At 46.5% G+C, this 18,714-nt stretch carries 15 protein-coding genes; all 15 read left to right on the forward strand.

Going from position 1 to position 18,714, the window contains the following annotated elements:
* The first annotated feature begins 8 nt into the window (after positions 1-8).
* Positions 9-3,155, forward strand: a complete 3,147-nt coding sequence (locus L0660_RS10805; RefSeq protein WP_235159476.1) for an efflux RND transporter permease subunit — start codon at positions 9-11, stop codon at positions 3,153-3,155.
* Between the two features lie 448 nt (positions 3,156-3,603).
* On the forward strand, positions 3,604-4,809 hold the full coding sequence (spt, locus tag L0660_RS10810) for a serine palmitoyltransferase (RefSeq protein WP_233796985.1): 1,206 nt from the start codon (positions 3,604-3,606) through the stop codon (positions 4,807-4,809).
* Positions 4,806-5,927 (forward strand): hypothetical protein, encoded by a 1,122-nt coding sequence (locus tag L0660_RS10815; RefSeq protein ID WP_235159477.1) that lies wholly within the window; start codon positions 4,806-4,808, stop codon positions 5,925-5,927. The genes spt and L0660_RS10815 overlap by 4 nt, the downstream gene beginning before the upstream one ends.
* Complete coding sequence (locus L0660_RS10820; protein WP_235159478.1) at positions 5,924-6,949, forward strand: NAD(P)-dependent oxidoreductase; 1,026 nt, start codon at positions 5,924-5,926, stop codon at positions 6,947-6,949. Before L0660_RS10815 ends, L0660_RS10820 begins: the two co-directional genes overlap by 4 nt.
* Before the next feature lie 118 nt (positions 6,950-7,067).
* Positions 7,068-9,638 carry a DUF5686 and carboxypeptidase-like regulatory domain-containing protein gene (locus L0660_RS10825; RefSeq protein WP_235159479.1) on the forward strand — a complete coding sequence of 857 codons (2,571 nt, stop codon included), beginning with the start codon at positions 7,068-7,070 and terminating at the stop codon, positions 9,636-9,638.
* A 28-nt stretch (positions 9,639-9,666) separates the two neighbouring features.
* The gene (locus L0660_RS10830; RefSeq protein WP_235159480.1) at positions 9,667-10,380 is read left to right on the forward strand and encodes a sugar phosphate nucleotidyltransferase; all 714 of its coding nucleotides are present in this window, start codon (positions 9,667-9,669) and stop codon (positions 10,378-10,380) included.
* A 65-nt stretch (positions 10,381-10,445) separates the two neighbouring features.
* Positions 10,446-11,315: a hypothetical protein gene (locus L0660_RS10835; RefSeq protein ID WP_235159481.1), complete on the forward strand. Its 870-nt coding sequence runs from the start codon at positions 10,446-10,448 to the stop codon at positions 11,313-11,315.
* Positions 11,315-12,280, forward strand: coding sequence for a CDP-alcohol phosphatidyltransferase family protein (locus L0660_RS10840; protein WP_235159482.1), 966 nt, complete (start codon positions 11,315-11,317; stop codon positions 12,278-12,280). Before L0660_RS10835 ends, L0660_RS10840 begins: the two co-directional genes overlap by 1 nt.
* On the forward strand, positions 12,261-13,274 hold the full coding sequence (locus L0660_RS10845; protein ID WP_026631680.1) for a lysylphosphatidylglycerol synthase transmembrane domain-containing protein: 1,014 nt from the start codon (positions 12,261-12,263) through the stop codon (positions 13,272-13,274). The genes L0660_RS10840 and L0660_RS10845 overlap by 20 nt, the downstream gene beginning before the upstream one ends.
* Positions 13,275-13,360: 86 nt before the next feature.
* Positions 13,361-14,071 carry an HAD family hydrolase gene (locus L0660_RS10850; RefSeq protein WP_235159483.1) on the forward strand — a complete coding sequence of 237 codons (711 nt, stop codon included), beginning with the start codon at positions 13,361-13,363 and terminating at the stop codon, positions 14,069-14,071.
* Between the two features lie 58 nt (positions 14,072-14,129).
* Positions 14,130-15,038, forward strand: a complete 909-nt coding sequence (locus L0660_RS10855) for a PfkB family carbohydrate kinase (RefSeq protein WP_235159484.1) — start codon at positions 14,130-14,132, stop codon at positions 15,036-15,038.
* A 15-nt stretch (positions 15,039-15,053) separates the two neighbouring features.
* Positions 15,054-15,626, forward strand: coding sequence for a DUF4833 domain-containing protein (locus L0660_RS10860; protein ID WP_235159485.1), 573 nt, complete (start codon positions 15,054-15,056; stop codon positions 15,624-15,626).
* Between the two features lie 157 nt (positions 15,627-15,783).
* Positions 15,784-16,530 (forward strand): carboxy-S-adenosyl-L-methionine synthase CmoA, encoded by a 747-nt coding sequence (gene cmoA / locus L0660_RS10865; RefSeq protein WP_233796975.1) that lies wholly within the window; start codon positions 15,784-15,786, stop codon positions 16,528-16,530.
* Positions 16,527-17,258: an isoprenylcysteine carboxylmethyltransferase family protein gene (locus tag L0660_RS10870; protein WP_233796974.1), complete on the forward strand. Its 732-nt coding sequence runs from the start codon at positions 16,527-16,529 to the stop codon at positions 17,256-17,258. The genes cmoA and L0660_RS10870 overlap by 4 nt, the downstream gene beginning before the upstream one ends.
* A 105-nt stretch (positions 17,259-17,363) precedes the next feature.
* Positions 17,364-18,650, forward strand: a complete 1,287-nt coding sequence (locus L0660_RS10875) for an NAD(P)/FAD-dependent oxidoreductase (protein ID WP_235159486.1) — start codon at positions 17,364-17,366, stop codon at positions 18,648-18,650.
* The last annotated feature ends 64 nt before the right edge of the window (positions 18,651-18,714 follow it).

An 18,714-nucleotide genomic window follows, 5' to 3' on the forward strand; every position in this document is an offset into this window, starting at 1 on the left:
GAGAAAACATGAAATTTATTCAAACCATATTGAAACGTCCGTCGATGATCATTGTACTGTTCGCAGTGCTGATCCTGGGTGGGCTTGTTTCCTACACGCAGCTGAATTACATGCTGCTGCCGGAATTTTCCGTTCCAACGATCACGATCACAACGGTTTACCCGGGCGCAGCGCCGACGGAAGTGGAATCGGAGGTAAGTAAGAAAATTGAAGACGCTGTTTCCGGATTGGACAACATTAAGGAAGTGACTTCCAAATCTCTGGAAAGCGCATCATTGGTGATCGTGGAATTCAAAGCCGGAACGGACATTGATAAAGCCCTGGAAGATGCGCAGCGCGATGTGAACAACATGCTCAGCGACTTGCCGGACGACGCCGAAACGCCTTCCTTATCGAAAATATCACCCAGCGATCAGCCGATTATGCAGCTGCTCGCAACTTCAAGCTTGCCGAATGAAGTGTTTTATCAGCAGGTTGAAGACAAATATCTGCCCATACTAACACAGATCGAAGGCGTTGCCGAAATTACAATGACCGGTGGCGACCAGCGCGAAATCCGCGTAAATGTGAACAACGACAAGCTGAATTTTTACGGCTTATCGCTTTTGCAGGTTACCCAGGCGATTAATCAGGCTAACCTCGACTTCCCAACCGGAAAAGTAAAGAGCGCGAGCGAAAACATGACATTACGTCTCGCCGGAAAGTTTACTTCTATTGACGACATCAGAAATCTGGTAATCACCTCCCCGGTAACCGGCAGTCCCATCCGCGTGGGCGACGTTGCCAACATTACCGACGGACTTACTGACGCAGAAAGCATTAGCCGTTACAACGGCATCAACGGGATCGGGCTGTTTGTAAAAAAACAATCGGACGCCAATGCGGTGGAAATCAGCAAATCCATTCAGGCGAAGCTTTCGGAGATTGAAAAAACGAATGCAAAGGACAAGGTGAAATTTGCGATCGCGTACGACAGCAGCATTTTTACATTGGAATCCGTGGAAGCCGTAACGCATGACTTGATCATTGCGGTGATCCTGGTGGCTGCGGTAATGCTTTTGTTCCTGCACAGTTTCCGGAATGCATTCATTGTAATGGTGTCGGTGCCGGCATCATTGATCGCGGCTTTCCTTTTTATGTATTTGATGGGTTACTCGCTGAACCTGATGACTTTACTGGCACTTTCGCTGGTTATCGGGATTTTGGTCGATGACTCTATTGTAATTCTGGAAAACATTCAGCGACATCTGGAAATGGGCAAAAACCGCTGGGATGCGACCATTGAAGGGGTTACCGAAATTGGATTTGCGGCATTGGCCATCACATTGGTAATCGTAGTGGTTTTTGTTCCGATCACATTTGTGAACTCGGTAATCGCCGATTTGCTTCGTCAATTCAGCTTAACAGTTGCATTCGCGACTATGGTCAGCTTGTTGGTAAGTTTCACGCTTACGCCCTGGATGACTTCCAAAATGGCGCGGATTGAACATTTGGATCCTAAAAATCCCGTGCAGGCATTCTTGTTATGGTTTGAAAAAGGCCTTACCAAGATGACCAAATGGTATCACGGCAGTTTGCAATGGGTGCTTGGCCATAAGCTGGCGTTTTCAGGAATTTTGATAGCGATTTTTGGGATGACAGTTTGGGTAATGAGCCTGGGAATCATTGGTTCAGAGTTCGTGGCCGAAGGTGATCAGGGTAAGTTTCTGCTGACCATGAAATTGGATAAAAGTGCTTCATTGCAACAGAATAACCTCACATCCAGACAAATAGAGGATTATTTAAGACAAAAACCGGAAGTGAAAACGATCTTCGCCAATGTTGGCGGAGCGAGCACAGGTTTGAACAGCTCCGGGCGCGGCGAAACGAATAGAACCGAATTGACAGTAGAACTGATCCCCGCAGAAGAACGCAAGAATGCACAACCGACTGAGGATTACATGCTTGCAGTTCGGAAAGAATTGGAACAAAAATTCGCAGGCGTGGAATTCAACTCCGCAGCTGTGGGAATGGTGAACTCCGGCGCGTCTCCGATCGAAATTTTCCTGAGCGGCGATGATCTGGATAAGATCCTGGTTTCTGCCAATGACTTGGCTAACAGATTAAGAAAAACACCCGGCGCAAACGACGTGAATGTGTCCGTAGAGGCAGGTAACCCCGAAGTAAGGGTCGAAATTGACCGCGAAAAAATGGCGAAGCTTGGTCTGGACATTCAGACTGTGGGTGCGACCATGCAGAATGCATTTGCCGGAAATGACGATTCCAAATACCGGGATGGCGGTGAAGATTACGAGATCCGCATCATGCTGGACGCGTTCGACAGGAAAAATCCGGATGACGTCAAAAACATTAATTTTTACAGTCCCGCCGCGAAGCGTCCGGTGCGCCTGGCCGAATTCGCAAACGTGAGTCTGAGCAACGGACCGTCGATTGTGGAGCGCAAGAACCGTCGTTCATCCGTAACTGTAACCGCTAATACATTAGGGATTGGATCGGGAACATTGGTGAGCAATATTCAAGCCGGGTTGGTAGAGAAGCCACTTCCATCAGACATTATTCTGACATGGGGAGGCGACGCAAAAAACCAGAGCGAAGGTTTTGGTTCACTCGGGCTGGCGATGCTGGCGGGGTTGGTTTTGGTATACTTTATCATGGTGCTGCTTTACGACAGTTTTGTTTATCCGCTCGTGGTGTTGTTCTCGATTCCGGTGGCCGTTGTCGGGGCGCTTCTGGCACTCGCATTGTCATCGTCGAACATCGGTATTTTTGCCCTTTTGGGAATGCTGATGCTCATCGGGCTTGTAGTTAAAAATGCAATTCTGATCGTCGACTTTGCAAATCAGCAGAAAGAGCTGGGCGTGCCGTTCCGGGAAGCGATCCTGATCGCAGGAGAAGAGCGTCTTCGTCCGATTCTGATGACGACCATTGCGATGGTGATCGGTATGGTGCCTATTGCAACGGCAACCGGCGCAGGGGCAGAATGGAAGAATTCGCTGGCATGGGTTTTAATAGGCGGACTGACCAGTTCAATGCTTTTAACCATCTATCTTGTGCCAATGATGTATTACCTGGTCGACAGAGTGGCGGAAAAGTGGTCATCCGCTAAATTCCGGTCGGGCGCGGTAACCAAAAGTATAGTGGTGAAAGAAGCGTAGTTGGGATAAACGTTAACATGAAAAAATTACTGTTTGATAAAGTTCCCCATTTTGAAAAACTGAAAGGCAAGTTGGTCAGAACTTGGCGTTTTAGGGGCTAAATGGATGAAAAGTGCAAAAAGTTTTTTTTCATGTTAACGGTAAAATGCAAAATGAATAGGGAATTTGATGAACTAGTATGGCAGGTATCGGGTTTACCTTTTAACTTTGAATGCCAGTAGATAAATTCCGGTAAAATGTTGCGGCCGGAGTGTAGTTTAAGAACAGTGAAATTAAAGGCCGCGGCGACTGAAACTGACATTTTTATCAAACTCAAGTTCTAAAAAAATTAGCATGGAAAATAACCACTACAATACCAACTGATCGCTCTGATCACCCCCACAGCCTCGGCTTGAAAGCCACCAGGCACCCCACTAAAAGAAGCTGTTGATTCTGACATTAATTACTTATGGGTAAAAAATTAAATAAGCGCATCGCCGAATTTAAAGACGCGGCTAACATTCGATCCAAAGGTCTTTATCCCTATTTCCGCCCCATCGAATCCGGGCAGGATACGGAAGTGATCATCAATGGTAAGCCGGTCCTTATGTTTGGATCCAATTCTTATCTGGGATTGACCTCGCATCCTTACATTATTGAATCGTCGCAAAAAGCGGTTCAGAAATACGGAAGCGGATGTGCCGGTTCGCGATTCCTGAACGGAACGCTGGACATTCACGAGGAACTGGAAAGAAGGCTTGCCGCTTACACCGGAAAAGAAGCTTCGGTGCTTTTCAGCACGGGTTACCAGGCGAATTTAGGCGCATTGTCAAGCCTTACGGGCCGTAACGATTACCTGATCCTGGACGAAAGCGACCATGCTTCCATCATTGACGGTTGCCGGTTGTCTTTCTCAAAAGTGATCAAGTATGCGCACAATGATATGAAAGACCTCAGGAAAAAACTGAGCCTTTTGCCGGAAGAAGCCGTGAAGCTGATCGCTACGGACGGAATTTTCAGCATGGAAGGCGATATCGTTAAACTTCCTGAATTGAATGCCATCGCAGCTGAGTTTGACGCTTCGGTTTTGGTGGATGACGCGCACAGTCTGGGTGTTATCGGCAAAAACGGAGCAGGAACAGCTTCCTATTTCGGCCTGACCGAGACTACTGATCTGATCATGGGAACATTCAGCAAATCGCTTGCTTCTTTGGGCGGCTTTATTGCCGGCGATGCAGCCACGATCGATTACCTGAAACACCGCGCACGGTCCCTTATGTTCAGTGCGAGTATGACGCCGGCCGCAGTAGGCAGCACATTGGCAGCATTGGACATCATTGAATCCGAGCCGCATCACATTGAACGCCTTTGGGCCAATACAAGATATGCAAAAGAATTGTTGCTGGTAAACGGTTTCGACCTGGGCAAAACAGAAAGCCCGATCCTGCCGGTTTACATCCGCGATAACGAGAAAACATTCCTGATGACCAAGCTGTTGCAGGAAGATGGCGTGTTCGTGAACCCGGTGGTTTCACCAGCGGTTCGTCCGGAAGATTCGCTTATCCGTTTCTCGCTGATGGCGACGCACACTTTTGGGCAGATTGAAGAAGCAGTTGATAAAATGGCTAAAATATATCGTCAGATCTGTCCCGAAGCTGTAACCGCAAAACTATGAAGCGCATTGCCCACGTAAACTCTCCCAAAGACCTGGAACTGTTCATTGATTTTCCCCACGAATTATATAAGGAAAATCCCAATTACGTTCCCGAGCTCTTTATCGCGCAAAGAGATATGCTTTCTCCGAAGAAGCATCCCTTTTATGAACATTCGGAGGTTAAGCTGTTTTTAGCGTACGACGGAGATAAGATTGTGGGTAGGGTTGCGGCGATTGATAACCGCAATCATAATGCGTTTACAGGCAGAAAAGATGGTTTTTTTGGATTCTTTGACACAATTGATGATCAGGAAGTGGTCGATCTGCTCATCGGGCAGGCGGCTGCCTGGGTGAAGGAAAAAGGAGCGGATAACCTGATCGGGCCGGTGAATTTATCGACCAATGATACGGTGGGCCTGCTGATAGAAGGTTACGACCGGCCGCCGATGGCGATGATGCCTTACAATCCGCCGTATTACGTGCCTTTGCTCGAAAATACAGGACTTGTGAAAAAGACGGACCTGCTTGCTTACGAGATCAATGTGAACGAGGCAAATGATAAGTCGGTAAGGATGATTGAAGCGCTGGAAGGAAGGCTCAAGAGGAGCGGGATCACTATTCGCAAGATCAATCTGAAAGATTTCAAAAACGAGGTGGTGAAGATCCGGGAAATTTATAACAGCGCCTGGGACAAGAACCTTGGCTTTGTTCCGATGACCGAAAAGGAATTCGATTACCTGGCCAATGACCTGAAACTGGTCCTCGATCCCAATTTTTGTCTCGTTGCAGAGAAGGATAACAAGCTGGTCGGTTTCGTGTTGGGCATCCCCGACATTAACCAGATCCAGATCAAGATTAAAAAAGGACGTTTGCTGCCGACCGGAATTTTTAAATTACTGTTTGGCAAAAAAAATATAACCCGCATTCGCGTGCTGACATTGGGTGTGATTGAAGGTTACCGCAAAATGGGCATAGAAGCCTGTTTATACGGCCATATCATCAAAAACACTTACGGCACAAAAGTCACAGGTGGCGAATGTTCATGGATGCTGGAAGGCAATTATCTCATGAACCACGCCATTGAACAGATCAACGGCAAGCTGTACAAACGGTACAGACTGCTGGAAAAAGCAATATGAAAGAGAAAGTATTCATAACGGGGGCCAGCGGTTTCATCGGGTTTCACCTGGTAGAAACAGCACTGGAAGCAGGCATGGAAGTGCACGCAGCAGTAAGGCCTTCCAGCGACCTGACCTTTCTGAAAAAGCTGCAAGGCGATTTGGGAAAAACCGGGAAAGTCCCGCTGACGTTTGTGAATACGAACTTTGAGTCAAGGGATTCCTTGACAGAATTACTGGAGGATGGAGGCTATTCCTACATTATCCACGCAGCAGGAGTGACCAAGGCTAAAAAAACGGCTGTTTACAACAAAGTCAATGCAGAATATTCCCTGCATCTGGCACAGGCCGCAATGTCAGCCAATATTCCTTTGAAACGCTTTGTTTTTCTGAGCAGCCTGGCCGCTATCGGTCCGCTTGCTTATGCTGAGCAACAGCCCATTACAGAGGAAACATTGCCCATTCCTGTGACCGATTATGGCAAAAGCAAGTTGCTGGCCGAGCAATATCTCGCGCAGGTGAGCGGCTTACCGTTAACCATTATCCGTCCGACTGCCGTTTACGGTCCCGGTGAAAAGGATTTATTTATTCTTTTCAAAACACTGAACAATGGATTGGACGCATATATAGGCAAGGGCCCGCAGCGGCTGAGCTTCGTGTATGTCAAAGATCTTGTGGCCGCCACCATGGCTGCAATGCTGGAAAACCAGCGCGAAACAACAGTATACAACATTTCCGACGGGCAAGCTTACGACCGTTATGCATTCGCAGACCGGTTCCGGGAAATCAGCGGCAAGAACATTTTCAGGGCACATTTGCCATTGCCTTTGGTAAAATTAATGGCCGGCTTCCTGGACTTCGTTTACGGATTCACCGCCGCAACCCCGGTTTTGAACAAGGAAAAACTCAAAGAGCTCACGGCTTCAAACTGGATCTGCAGCATTGAAGCAGCCAGAAACAGCCTGCACTACGCGCCGCAATACGACTTACGGCAGGGCATGCAGGAAACCCTGATGTGGTACAAAGAAAATAAGTGGCTTTAGCAATCGAATGCCGGATTGATCATCGTGCTGGGTTTTGAGCGTCCGGGCCTTCCGGCTTCCGCAGTTTGCACGATTTATTAAAAACGCATCCATGAAAAATACGTTATGACGTTCACAAATGAAAACAATAAGTAAGTCGGTATGGTTAAAAGTTTCCCTGATCCTCTGTCTCGTACAGACCCTTTCCGGAACTGCCATAGCGCAAAGCACCACGACAATTAAAGGAACCGTTACCGACGCGAAAACAGGCGAAACATTGCCTTTCGTATCCGTCCTGATCCCCGGCACGACCATGGGAACAGCCTCCGACGCAGACGGAAAATACGCAATGACATTGCGTGAAGATTATAAAACCGTAAAGTTCACATACGTAGGATATCTCAGCGTTGAAAAACCCATCACGCCCGGCATTGAGCAAGTGATCAATGTGAAACTGGCTGTGGATGCTTCCATGCTCAAAGAAGTGACCATTAAGGGAAGAGGCCGTTACCGTAACAAGGATAACCCGGCTGTTCAGCTGATCCGCGAAGTGATTGCGCATAAGGACCAGAACAAAATGGCCGCCAATGACTTTGTGGAATATGAGCAGTACGAAAAGATCTCCTTCGCACTGAGCAACCTTTCTGACAATTTCAAGGAAAAACGTATTTTCAAAAACTATCAGTTCCTTTTCGAAGATCAGGATTCTACGGCTATGGGCGGAAAGAATATGCTGCCGGCTTACATTCAGGAAAAGCTTTCGCAGATTTATTTCCGCAAAAATCCATATACCAAAAAACAATGGGTGCTGGCCAACAGAAGGGCAGAGTTTGATGCGAAATTTGTGGATAATGATGGTTTGAGCGCCTATTTCAACAGGTTATATGAAGATGTCAATTTGTATGAAAATGACATTTCCATCGCCACCAACTTATTGCTGAGCCCGATCGCAAATTCGGCGCCTACATTCTACAAATTCTTCATCCGCGACACGATCAAGACCGAAACGCCATGGCTTGTCGAACTGGGTTTTGTTCCAAGAAACAAGACAGATATGCTTTTTGAAGGCAAGCTGTACATTACACTGGACGGAAATTATGGTGTCCAAAATGCATATCTGACGGTTAATAAAGACATTAACCTCAACTTCATGCGTGACCTTGAAGCACGTTTGGAATATGAAAAAGGACCCGACGGACGCTACCACCCGACCAAGACAACATTGGGCATGGAGTTCGCCTTGGGCGAGAAAAATGCAGGCTTTTATGGGCAGCGCGTGGTAAATTTCAAAAATTACACGGTTAATCAAACCCGCCCGGACAGCGTTTACAGCGGGCCGAGTGAGGAGGTTGCATTCAATCCCGACGTAAAAACGGGCGAAGCATTCTGGGCAGGCGCGAGACATTTGCCGCTGGAAAAAATGGAGCTGAACATTTACAGAAATGTGGATACGCTGCAAACGATTCCATCCTTTCGCCGTACGATGGACATTGCCACCCTATTATTGTCAGGTTACAAGTCTTTTGGCAAAGTGGAAGTGGGGCCGGTGAACACGTTTTACAGTTTTAACCCCGTGGAAGGTTTCAGGCTTCGTTTCGGCGGACGCACGACCACGGATTTCAGCAAGCGCTTTTACATTGAAACTTATGCGGCTTATGGTTTTAAAGATCAGAAATGGAAATATTTCCTGAGTGGCACTTATTCTTTCAATAACAAGTCTGTTTACCATTTCCCGCTGAATTACATCCGCGCCAGTTACCAGCGCGACACCAAGATTCCGGGCCAGGATTTGCAGTTTGTGCAGGAAGATAACTTCCTTTTATCATTCAAAAGAGGTGACAACAACCGCTGGCTTTATAATGATGTGTACAAGCTCGAATATGTCCGCGAGTTCGAAAGCCGCTTTTCTTACAAAATTGGTTTTACCAATTGGAGACAGACGCCAGCCGGAATTTTAAGATACGAAAAACTGAACAGTGAAGGCGAATTGCAGAATGTGGGCGGATTAAGCAACACAGAAGCCAATCTGGAACTGCGCTATGCGCCGCATGAGCAATATTACCAGGGAAAACTGTATCGCACGCCGATCATTAACAAATATCCGATCTTCACAGTACGCTATAATGCGGGTTTGAAAGGCGTTTTCGAAGGTCAAAACCGCTATCATAATGTTTCAGCGAACATTGCAAAACGTGTTTACCTGTCGCAGTTCGGTTATGCAGATGTGACGGCTGAGGGAAGTTACATTTTTGGTAAAAACGTTCTTTTCCCGCTGCTTACCATCCACCGTGCCAACCAGACTTACGCTTACCAGCTCAACAGCTATAACCTGATGAACTTCCTGGAATTCGTGAGCGATCATTATGCGAGTCTGGACGTGCAGTATTATATGAACGGCTTTTTATTTAATAAAATCCCGTTGCTGAAAAAGCTGAAACTGAGAGAAGTTTTCAGCTTCAAAGGACTTATGGGCGGGCTCAGGGACGAAAACAACCCGGCCAATAACCCTGCACTTTTCCGCTTTCCCGTGGATGAGAACGGCAAGCCGATCAGTTACACATTGTCGCGCGAGCCTTACATTGAGGGAAGCGTGGGTATAGCAAACATTTTCAAGCTGTTACGCGTCGATCTGGTGAAACGTTTCACCTATCTCGACAACCCGAATGTTTCGGAATGGGGGATAAGGGCACGGTTCAGGCTTGATTTTTAAGAGAGGTTTAGAAAAAGACACCAATAATATGAACTACGCAATTATAGCGGCTGGAGAAGGATCACGATTGGCAAAGGAAGGTTTCAAACTCCCAAAACCCATGGTGACGCTGAATGGCGAAATGCTGATAGATAGGCTGATAGGAATTTTCATGCGGAATGATGCTGAAAAGATCATGATCATTATCAATGAAGAATCAGCCGTGCTGGAAAGTCATTTGAATGAGCTTAGCCTGACATTGCCGATTCATATTGTGAAAAAATCAACACCGAGTTCGTTGCACAGTGTTTTTGAGCTGTTCGGCAGCGACCCGGAACTGAAAGAAATTTGCCTGACGACAACAGACACTGTTTTTAAAGAAGAAGAGTTCACAGCCTACATTCAGGAATTTGCAGGAAATGAAGAATTGGGAGGCCTCATGGCTGTAACCACATTCATCGACGACGAAAGTCCTTTGTACGTAACTATTGACGAGGCCGGGAACATTACCGCTTTCACGGATAAAAATACGACGGAAACACGCTTCATCTCGGGCGGAATTTATTGTTTGAGAAAAGAGGCTATTGCGCTGGTAAATGATGCCGTAAATGGCGGAGTAAGCCGGATGCGGAACTTTCAGCGCAGTTTGCTGGAAAACAACATTCATCTGAAAGCCTATCCGTTTTCCAAAATTGTGGACGTGGACCATGTGCAGGACATTGCAACAGCCGAGCTTTTTTTGAGCCCGGAAGCAGCTGTTTGATAGAAAAATTAATTGAGTAACCGACACCAAATAAAGGCAGGAGCGTTTGGCCTGCCGCAGCGTAAATGAGTGAATTAAATATCTTAGGCGTTCCGAGGAACCGCAAGTTCTCGCCTAACCACATTGGAAATGACGATGCGATTTTTTCTTTGACAGCAAAGGAATTAGAAAAAATGGGATGCAAAGTGCGGATCAGTTTTGAGGACGATTTTTTGAAAAATGAAAATATCGCCGAGCAACACATCTTCACGATGGCCCGCCAGAAAGAAGTGGTTAAAAAATTGCAGGCGTTGGAAGAAAACGGTGCGCAGGTCATTAACTCAGCATTCGGAATAGAAAATTGCTTTCGCACGAACCTGACAAATGCTTTAAACCAAAATAACATTCCCGTAGCCGAAAGCTACATTGTCCCAACGGATTACACAGGCGACGATGTTTTTGATGCCATTACAGGGAAAGGTTACTGGATCAAAAGAGGCGATTTTCACGCGATACACAAAGAGGACGTTTCATTTGCAGCCTCGCGTGAAGAAGCCAGGGAGATTTTGCGGGAATATGCGTTGCGGGACATTCCGGATGCGGTGATCAGCAAACATTTGATCGGTGACCTCGTGAAATTTTACGGCGTGCGCGGGACGGACTTTTTCTTTTGGTTTTATCCGTATGATAACAACCATCATAAATATGTTGAATACCAGAACATTAACAGCGCATCGGCCTATTATCCCTTTGATGCGGGACGTTTGCAGCAAGTTGCTACGGACGCATCGGGCGCAGTTGGAATAGATATTTACGGCGGTGACGCCATTATAGGAAAAGACGGCAGTTTCCGCATTATTGATCTGAACGACTGGCCAAGTTTTGCGCCATGCCGTGACCAAGCCGCCGGACACATTGCCAGCATTATATACGAGAAATTTACAAAAAGCAATTAATGGATCCAGTTATAAAGCACAACGCCGCTCCCGAACCAGCGCCATCCGCATTTGAAAGCTCACTGAAATCCAACGATACAGAGGAGCAGATCGACATTTGGTTTTACCGCCCGATCGGCTATCAGATCGCATTGTTTTGTGCCAAAATAGGGTTGAGGCCCAATCCGGTTACGATTATCAGTATTTTCTTCGGCGTTGCGGCGGGGATCCTGTTTTATTATCAGGAATTGTGGATCAATGTGATCGGGATGCTGCTGCTCGTTTTTGCCAATTCGCTGGACAGTGCAGACGGGCAACTTGCGCGGATGACGAATGATAAAAGCCGGTTAGGAAGGATTCTGGACGGGGCGGCTGGTGATTTCTGGTTCATTGCCATTCACATTGCGATCTGTCTCAGGAGCATGAATGAGGGTTGGAGCGCTTGGATTTGGGTCCCGGGCGTGCTCGCGGGCGCGTCACATGTGGTGCAGTCGGCAATGGCGGATTACTATCGCAATGTGCATTTGTTCTTTATCAAAGGAACATCCGGGAGCGAGCTCGACAACAGCCGCGACTTGCAGGCAGAATATGACAGCCTTACCTGGAGCAAGAACTTTGGGATGAAATTCATCGCCCGCACCTACCTGAATTACACCAAGTTGCAGGAAAGCTTCTCACCCCATTTGCAAAAGCTCCTGACTTTGGTGCGTGAAAAATATAAAAACGGCCTGCCCACAGCGCTGGTAACCGATTTCAGGGCGCATAACAAGCCTTTGATGAAGTATACCAACATTGTTCAGTTCAACACACGTGTGCTTTTTCTGTTCTTATGGCTGTTTCTGGACCAATCGTGGATTTATTTCTTCTTCGATATGTTTGTCCTGAACCCGATCCTGATTTACATGATCGTGAACCAGGAGAAAGTGAGCCGTTATTTTTATCAAAAGATTTTGACTGAAAAAACGAATGAGTTCCAAGGCGTATAAAGCCCTCTTCATGGCGATCGGCATTTTGTCGTTAGGTTATATGATCTACGGCACGGGACCGCTTGTGATTTGGGAAAATATCAGCAGGACAGGCATCTGGTTCATTCCCGTGATCGGGAGCTGGCTGGTGATCTACATCCTGAATGCGCTTGCCTTTCGTTCGATCATCCGCGAGCCGAATTTGCCGGAAAGCAATCTCTCGTTCTGGTCGGTTTTGAAGCTGACAGTTTCGGGATATGCGATTAACTATATTACGCCCTTTGTGGCGCTGGGCGGGGAACCTTACCGGATTTTAGAACTGAAACCTGCATTAGGGATTCAGAAAGCAACTTCTTCGGTATTGTTATACAGCTTAATGCATATGTTTTCGCACGTCATTTTCTGGCTCGTTTCCATTGTTCTGATTGTAGCCGTTGTACCATTGAACAATGTCATGCTGGCCGGATGTGGGATTCTGCTGGTGACGGGGCTGGTTTTAGGTTACTGGTTTATCAATGTATATAAAAAGGGATTTACTGTCAGCACATTCCGGCTTCTGGAAAAGATTCCTTTTATCAAAACCAAAGCGAGGGCATTTGCATTAAAGAACTCTGAGACATTATACGAGGTCGATGAACAGATCCGCATTTTATATGCCGAAAGGAGAAACGTTTTTTACCTGTCGTTGTTCTATGAATTCGTAGCAAGGGTCATCGGCTGTGCAGAGATCTTTTTCACGGCCCACGCCATTGGATTAGGCATGTCGCTGTCGGAATCGCTGATCATCAGCTCAGGATCGTCGCTCTTTGCCAACCTGATATTCTTCTTCCCCATGCAACTCGGCACTAGGGAAGGCGGGCTGGCACTGGCACTCAGCAGCGTGGGATTTGCAGCATCACAAGGCATCTTTATTGGCATCGTAATGCGGATTCGTGAAATTGTCTGGATTATCATCGGATTAGCCCTGATTACCAAGAAGTCGAAAGTAAAGCAGGAAGCTGCATTAGTTGAGTGAAAGGGCCCTCAGCGGGTTAGGGTCATTAATAATATATATCAATTTAAAAAAAGGCCGAAGCCGGTTGCCGACAGCCAAAGTACAATATGATTAAAGGGATTTTATTTGATTACGGCGGTACGATCGATACCAACGGCCTGCATTGGGCCAATGTTTTGTGGGAAAGTTACCAGCGTAACCAGGTAAATGTGGACCGGGATGCATTTGCGGAGGCGTATAAATTCGGCGAAAGAGCATTAGCGATCAAGCCGATTATTGAACCGCACCACGTGTTTTATGATGTGTTGTTTCTGAAAGTGGAGCAGCAATTCAGTTTTTTGAAAGAAAAAGGATTTGTTCTTCAAGATGAGGCAATAAGGCTCATCGCCACGGAATGTAACCAATTTGCACGCACTAATGTTGAAAAAGCAGCGCCGGTTTTGGCACTATTGGCGCAAAAATACCCGCTTGTGATGGTTTCCAATTTTTATGGGAACATCAATCACGTTTTGGAGGATTTCGGCATAAGGGATTACTTCCAGGCTGTTGTTGAATCTGCTGTCGTTGGCGTCCGGAAGCCCAACCCGCAAATTTACCAGCTTGGCATTGATCAGCTGGCACTGTCTCCTCAGGAATGTGTGGTGATCGGGGATTCTTATTCCAAAGACATTCAGCCGGCCAAGTCATTAGGCTGCAAAACAATCTGGCTGAATGTGAAAGGGTGGGATGAGGCCGATACGGATTTTAAAGTTTCGGATGCGGATGCTGAGATTACCGATTTTGCCCGGATAGCGGATAGCATTACAAATTTGGGCTAGTTGTCAACTTTTATCGGGCACCGACACAAGCCTTGATAAAATTAAATTGAAAAAAAACATGTACGACATTTGTACCATAGGGCACATTACTTTGGATAAAGTGGTAACTGCCCAGTCAGTCAAATTCATGCCCGGCGGCACTTCGTTCTACTTTTCGAAGGCCCTGCGCCAATTCGATGTGGACTATATGCTGGTAACGGCGCTGGCTGAAAAAGAGAACCATATTTTATCTGCATTAAGGGAGGAAAACATCCAGATCTTCTCGCAGCCGAGTGAGTTTACCGTGTATTTTGAAAATATCTACAGTGCCAACCAGGATCACCGCGAACAGAATGTGCTGCATAAGGCGGCGCCATTCACCACCGCGCAAATGCCTGACATTGAGGCCAGGATATTTCATTTAGGTCCTTTGCTTTCGGATGACATCACTGTGGACCTTTTGAAATCGCTGGCCGCCAAGGGCATGGTTTCACTGGATATTCAGGGTTATTTAAGATATGTAAAAGATCAGAAGGTTTTGTATAAAGACTGGGCCGATAAAAAAGAAGCGCTTCCGCATGTTTCGATCCTCAAAGCCAATGAGTTTGAAATGGAAGTGGTGACCGGCACCAGCGACGTGCGCAAGGGCGCTGCATATCTGGCGGACCTTGGTGTAAAAGAAGTGATCATCACACTGGGCAGCAAAGGCTCACTGATCTATGTAGACAATGATTTTTTCCGGATTCCGGCCTATAAGCCAACAGCCATCGTGGATGCTACGGGCTGCGGGGACACGTATATGGCTGGTTATCTAAGCAAAAGAATTCAGGGAGCAGGCGTACAGGAAGCGGGTGAGTTCGGAGCGGCGATGGCCACTTTGAAGATCCAGTCGTCCGGGCCATTTTCGGGGAATGCCGCAATGGTTGAAGAAGTGCTTCAATATGGAGAATGTGACCGTGAAATGATTGCCCAGGCAATTTATCAATAGTACTCAACAATAGTCATGAAAAACGCAGTTAGAATGATGCTGGCTTTGAGCCTGCTGCTGTGTTCGTATTCAGGAAGTTATTCTGCTAATAAATATTCAAAGGAAGCCGTTGCGGAGCCCGATGAATTTCCAGTACCAAAGAACATCCCGGGATTGCTTTTCTACATTCAGCGTGATCCCAATGCGAATACAATTATTTACCACCTTAACATGGACGAACAGGGTCGGTTAAGTCAAAAGAATCCTGTTGATGCTTTCTGGATGAAGTACGCCGATGGCGGCGAGAAGAAGGATCTGAATTACCTGCAAAGAAAATTTGCATACGGAATTAATTCCAAGGAGATCGGAAATGCTACTTACGAGCTGCGGTCTGTGGCGTACTCAAAATTGCCGCTTTATTTGAGGAAAGACAGCAAAAACGAGTATCACGTTTATGCAAATATCAACAAGAAAGAATGCATCCTGAGCCGGGTTTTTATCCGGATCGACGGGGGAACGTTCTGGTCGCCCAATGTACTTTATATTGAACTCAAAGGAACTGAGACGGCTACCGGCAAGACGGTAGTGCAGCGGATTAAGCCGGTTTGATGCGGTTTATATTAGGCAAGTGCACGTTAGTGAACGGAATTTATTTTTTATTTACCATTTTTATGGCTGAATTCCACTCCATTGCTTTTTCCCTGCCCGATGGCAGGATATTTGTTGGAGCTAACTGATAGCGAACCTAAATAACGCAAACCTAACGATGACCGAATCTCCGCATCCCGAGCGCGACAATGTTTTTGAAGATGAAATTACCAAAGTATCCGATTTTAAATTCGGTACAACAGTTGTAAAAGTTTTTGACGACATGGTCAGCAGATCCGTCCCGTTCTATAACGAGATGCAGCGCATGTTGGGTGAAATTGCGGCGGATCACGCCAAAGAAGGAAGTTCTGTTTACGATCTGGGCTGCTCTACGGGCACCACAATGATTGAAGTGGACAAGCTCATTCCTTCGGACATCCGGTTTATCGGCATCGACGAGTCGACAGAAATGCTGGATAAATGTGATGTAAAGTTAAAGGAAGCGGGTTTTGTCCGTCCTTATGAGCTGTTAACAGGCGATTTACACGAAAAGCTGCCTATCAAGAATGCGTCCGTTGTGATCCTCTGCCTTACATTACAATTCGTGAGGCCGCTGTACAGAGAGCGGTTACTGCGCAACATTTACGAGGGACTTAATCCCGGCGGCGTGTTGCTTTTGGTGGAAAAAGTGCTGGCAGAGAGCACGGTTTTCAATCGTGATTTTATCAAATATTATTACAATTATAAGCGCCGCAACCATTACAGCGAGATGGAAATTTCGCAGAAAAGGGAAGCCCTGGAAAATGTTCTGATTCCTTATAAGCTATCTGAAAACCTGCTTTTATTAAAGGAAACGGGCTTTGGAGATTGTGAAACTTTCTTCAAATGGTATAATTTTTCAGGTCTAATCGCTTATAAAAAATGATGGTTACTATTGGCAATTTCTTTTTCAGGTTCAGAAACATTTTGTTCATTTTTCTCTACCTGCTTTTATTCTTACCCTCACCTTTGCTGTTCAAGCCGGAGCATTTTGGAGAGAAGTATTATTTGTTTCCGATCATTCTGGGCCTGTTAGTGACATTTTCTGGTGAAATAATCCGGGGCATTACGATTGGCCTTGCATACATTATCCGCGGCGGACGCGACAGGAGGGTTTACGCGGAGAAGCTGGTGACAGAAGGCATTTTTAAGCATTGCAGAAACCCACTTTATGTTGGAAATATCCTAATGTTGCTGGGGGTCGGTATTTTGTCAAATTCTTTGGTTTATGTGGGCATTGTTATGCCATCTTTTTTGTTCATATATCAGGCGATCGTGCTGGCGGAAGAGAATTTTTTACGCAACAAGTTTGGCGCTGATTTCGACAATTATTGCAGGAAAGTGAATCGCTGGATCATCAATTTCAGCGGCATGTCGGAGACATTCAATGACATGCGTTTTAATTATAAGCGATGGATTTTAAAGGAATATAACACGTTGTTCGTCTGGTTAATGGGGATCACTGCCATCATTTTGTTCAGATATCCCGAGCTGACGCCGGACAGCGATACGCGTATCAAACTTTTCATAGGCATAGGTGTTTTTCTCGGCCTGGTTTATGGTTATATCAAATATTTGAAAAAATCAGGGAAAATGACCGACAGCCTGGCCTAGCGTGCCTCTTTTGATAATCTTACTTGGGGTAAGCTTGCAGACTGTTTGCCGATCACCGCGGCACAAATAATTAAAAACGATACCCCCTAATAAACAGTAAGCATTATGAAAATTGTAATCGTAGGTGGCGGATTTGCCGGTGTGAATCTGGCGCTTGATCTGGCCAAAAGCAATAAGTTTGAAGTAACACTTGTCGATAAGAACAATTACAACTTCTTCCCGCCGCTGATCTATCAGGTTGCCACGGCGTTTTTGGAGCCGTCCAGCATCAGCTACCCTTTTCGAAAGCTTTTCAGGGGAAAACCAAATCTCTTCTTCCGATTGGGTGAGCTGCAAAGCGTGGTAACCACCGAAAACAAGATTATCCTTTCAAACGGCGAGCTGGAATATGATTATCTGGTGTTTGCCACCGGCGCAGAAACGAATTTTTTCGGTATGGAGAATGTCAAGCGCAATGCTACGCCGATGAAAACGGTGGAAGATGCTATTGGCATGCGCAACAGGCTGTTGCAGCAGATGGAGCAGGCTACAATTTCCGAGGATCCGGAAGAAGTCAGAAAGCTACTCACCGTAGTGATTGCCGGCGGCGGGCCTACCGGCGTGGAAATCTCAGGCATGTTCGCCGAGATGCGTAACGGCATTTTAAGAAAAGAATACCCCGAACTGGCCGGAAAAGGAAGCGAAATATACCTGGTCGACGGCGGCGATGCATTGCTTTCCCCGATGAGCGTTGCTTCTCAAAAAGATACTTACGAGGCTTTAAGAAAGCTCGGCGTGAAGATAAAGCTGAACACCCACGTATCAGATTTTGTTGACGATAAGGTGTGTTTCAGTGAAGGTGAATGCATTGAAGCGAAAACATTGATATGGGCGGCAGGTGTGACGGGCAAAGTGTTCGAAGGCATTCCCCCGGAAGCCTATGGGCGTGGCAGGAGAATGCTGGTGGATGCATATAACAAGCTGGTCGGGACGTATAACATTTACGCTATTGGAGACGCGAGTTTGCAGCAAACAGACCCTAACTTTCCAAACGGGCACCCGCAGGTCGCGCAAGTGGCCATTCAGCAAGGTAAAGCGTTGGCGCAAAATTTCAGAAGAGCAGCAGAAAACCAGGCTTTGAGACCATTTACTTACCACGATAAAGGCTCAATGGCCATTATAGGCCGCGCAAAGGCCGTTGTGGACATGCCGTCGCCTAAGCTGCATTTCAAAGGCGTGATCGCCTGGCTTGCCTGGCTGTTTATACACCTTGTCTCGCTGATTAATCACCGGAACCGGATCAAGACGCTGTATAACTGGATGGTGGCTTATTTCACCAAAGACCAGTCGCTGCGGATGATCATTAAGCCATCTGTTACTCAGAAGGTTGCAGAGCCTGTTTTGAAAGAGTAATTAATATTTAACATTGGAGTTTAACAAAAAACGCGGACTTTTGGCGACCGTCTGTAAGTGAGCG

The sequence above is a fragment of the Dyadobacter sp. CY351 genome, assembly GCF_021502625.1.
Lineage (GTDB): Bacteria > Bacteroidota > Bacteroidia > Cytophagales > Spirosomataceae > Dyadobacter > Dyadobacter chenhuakuii.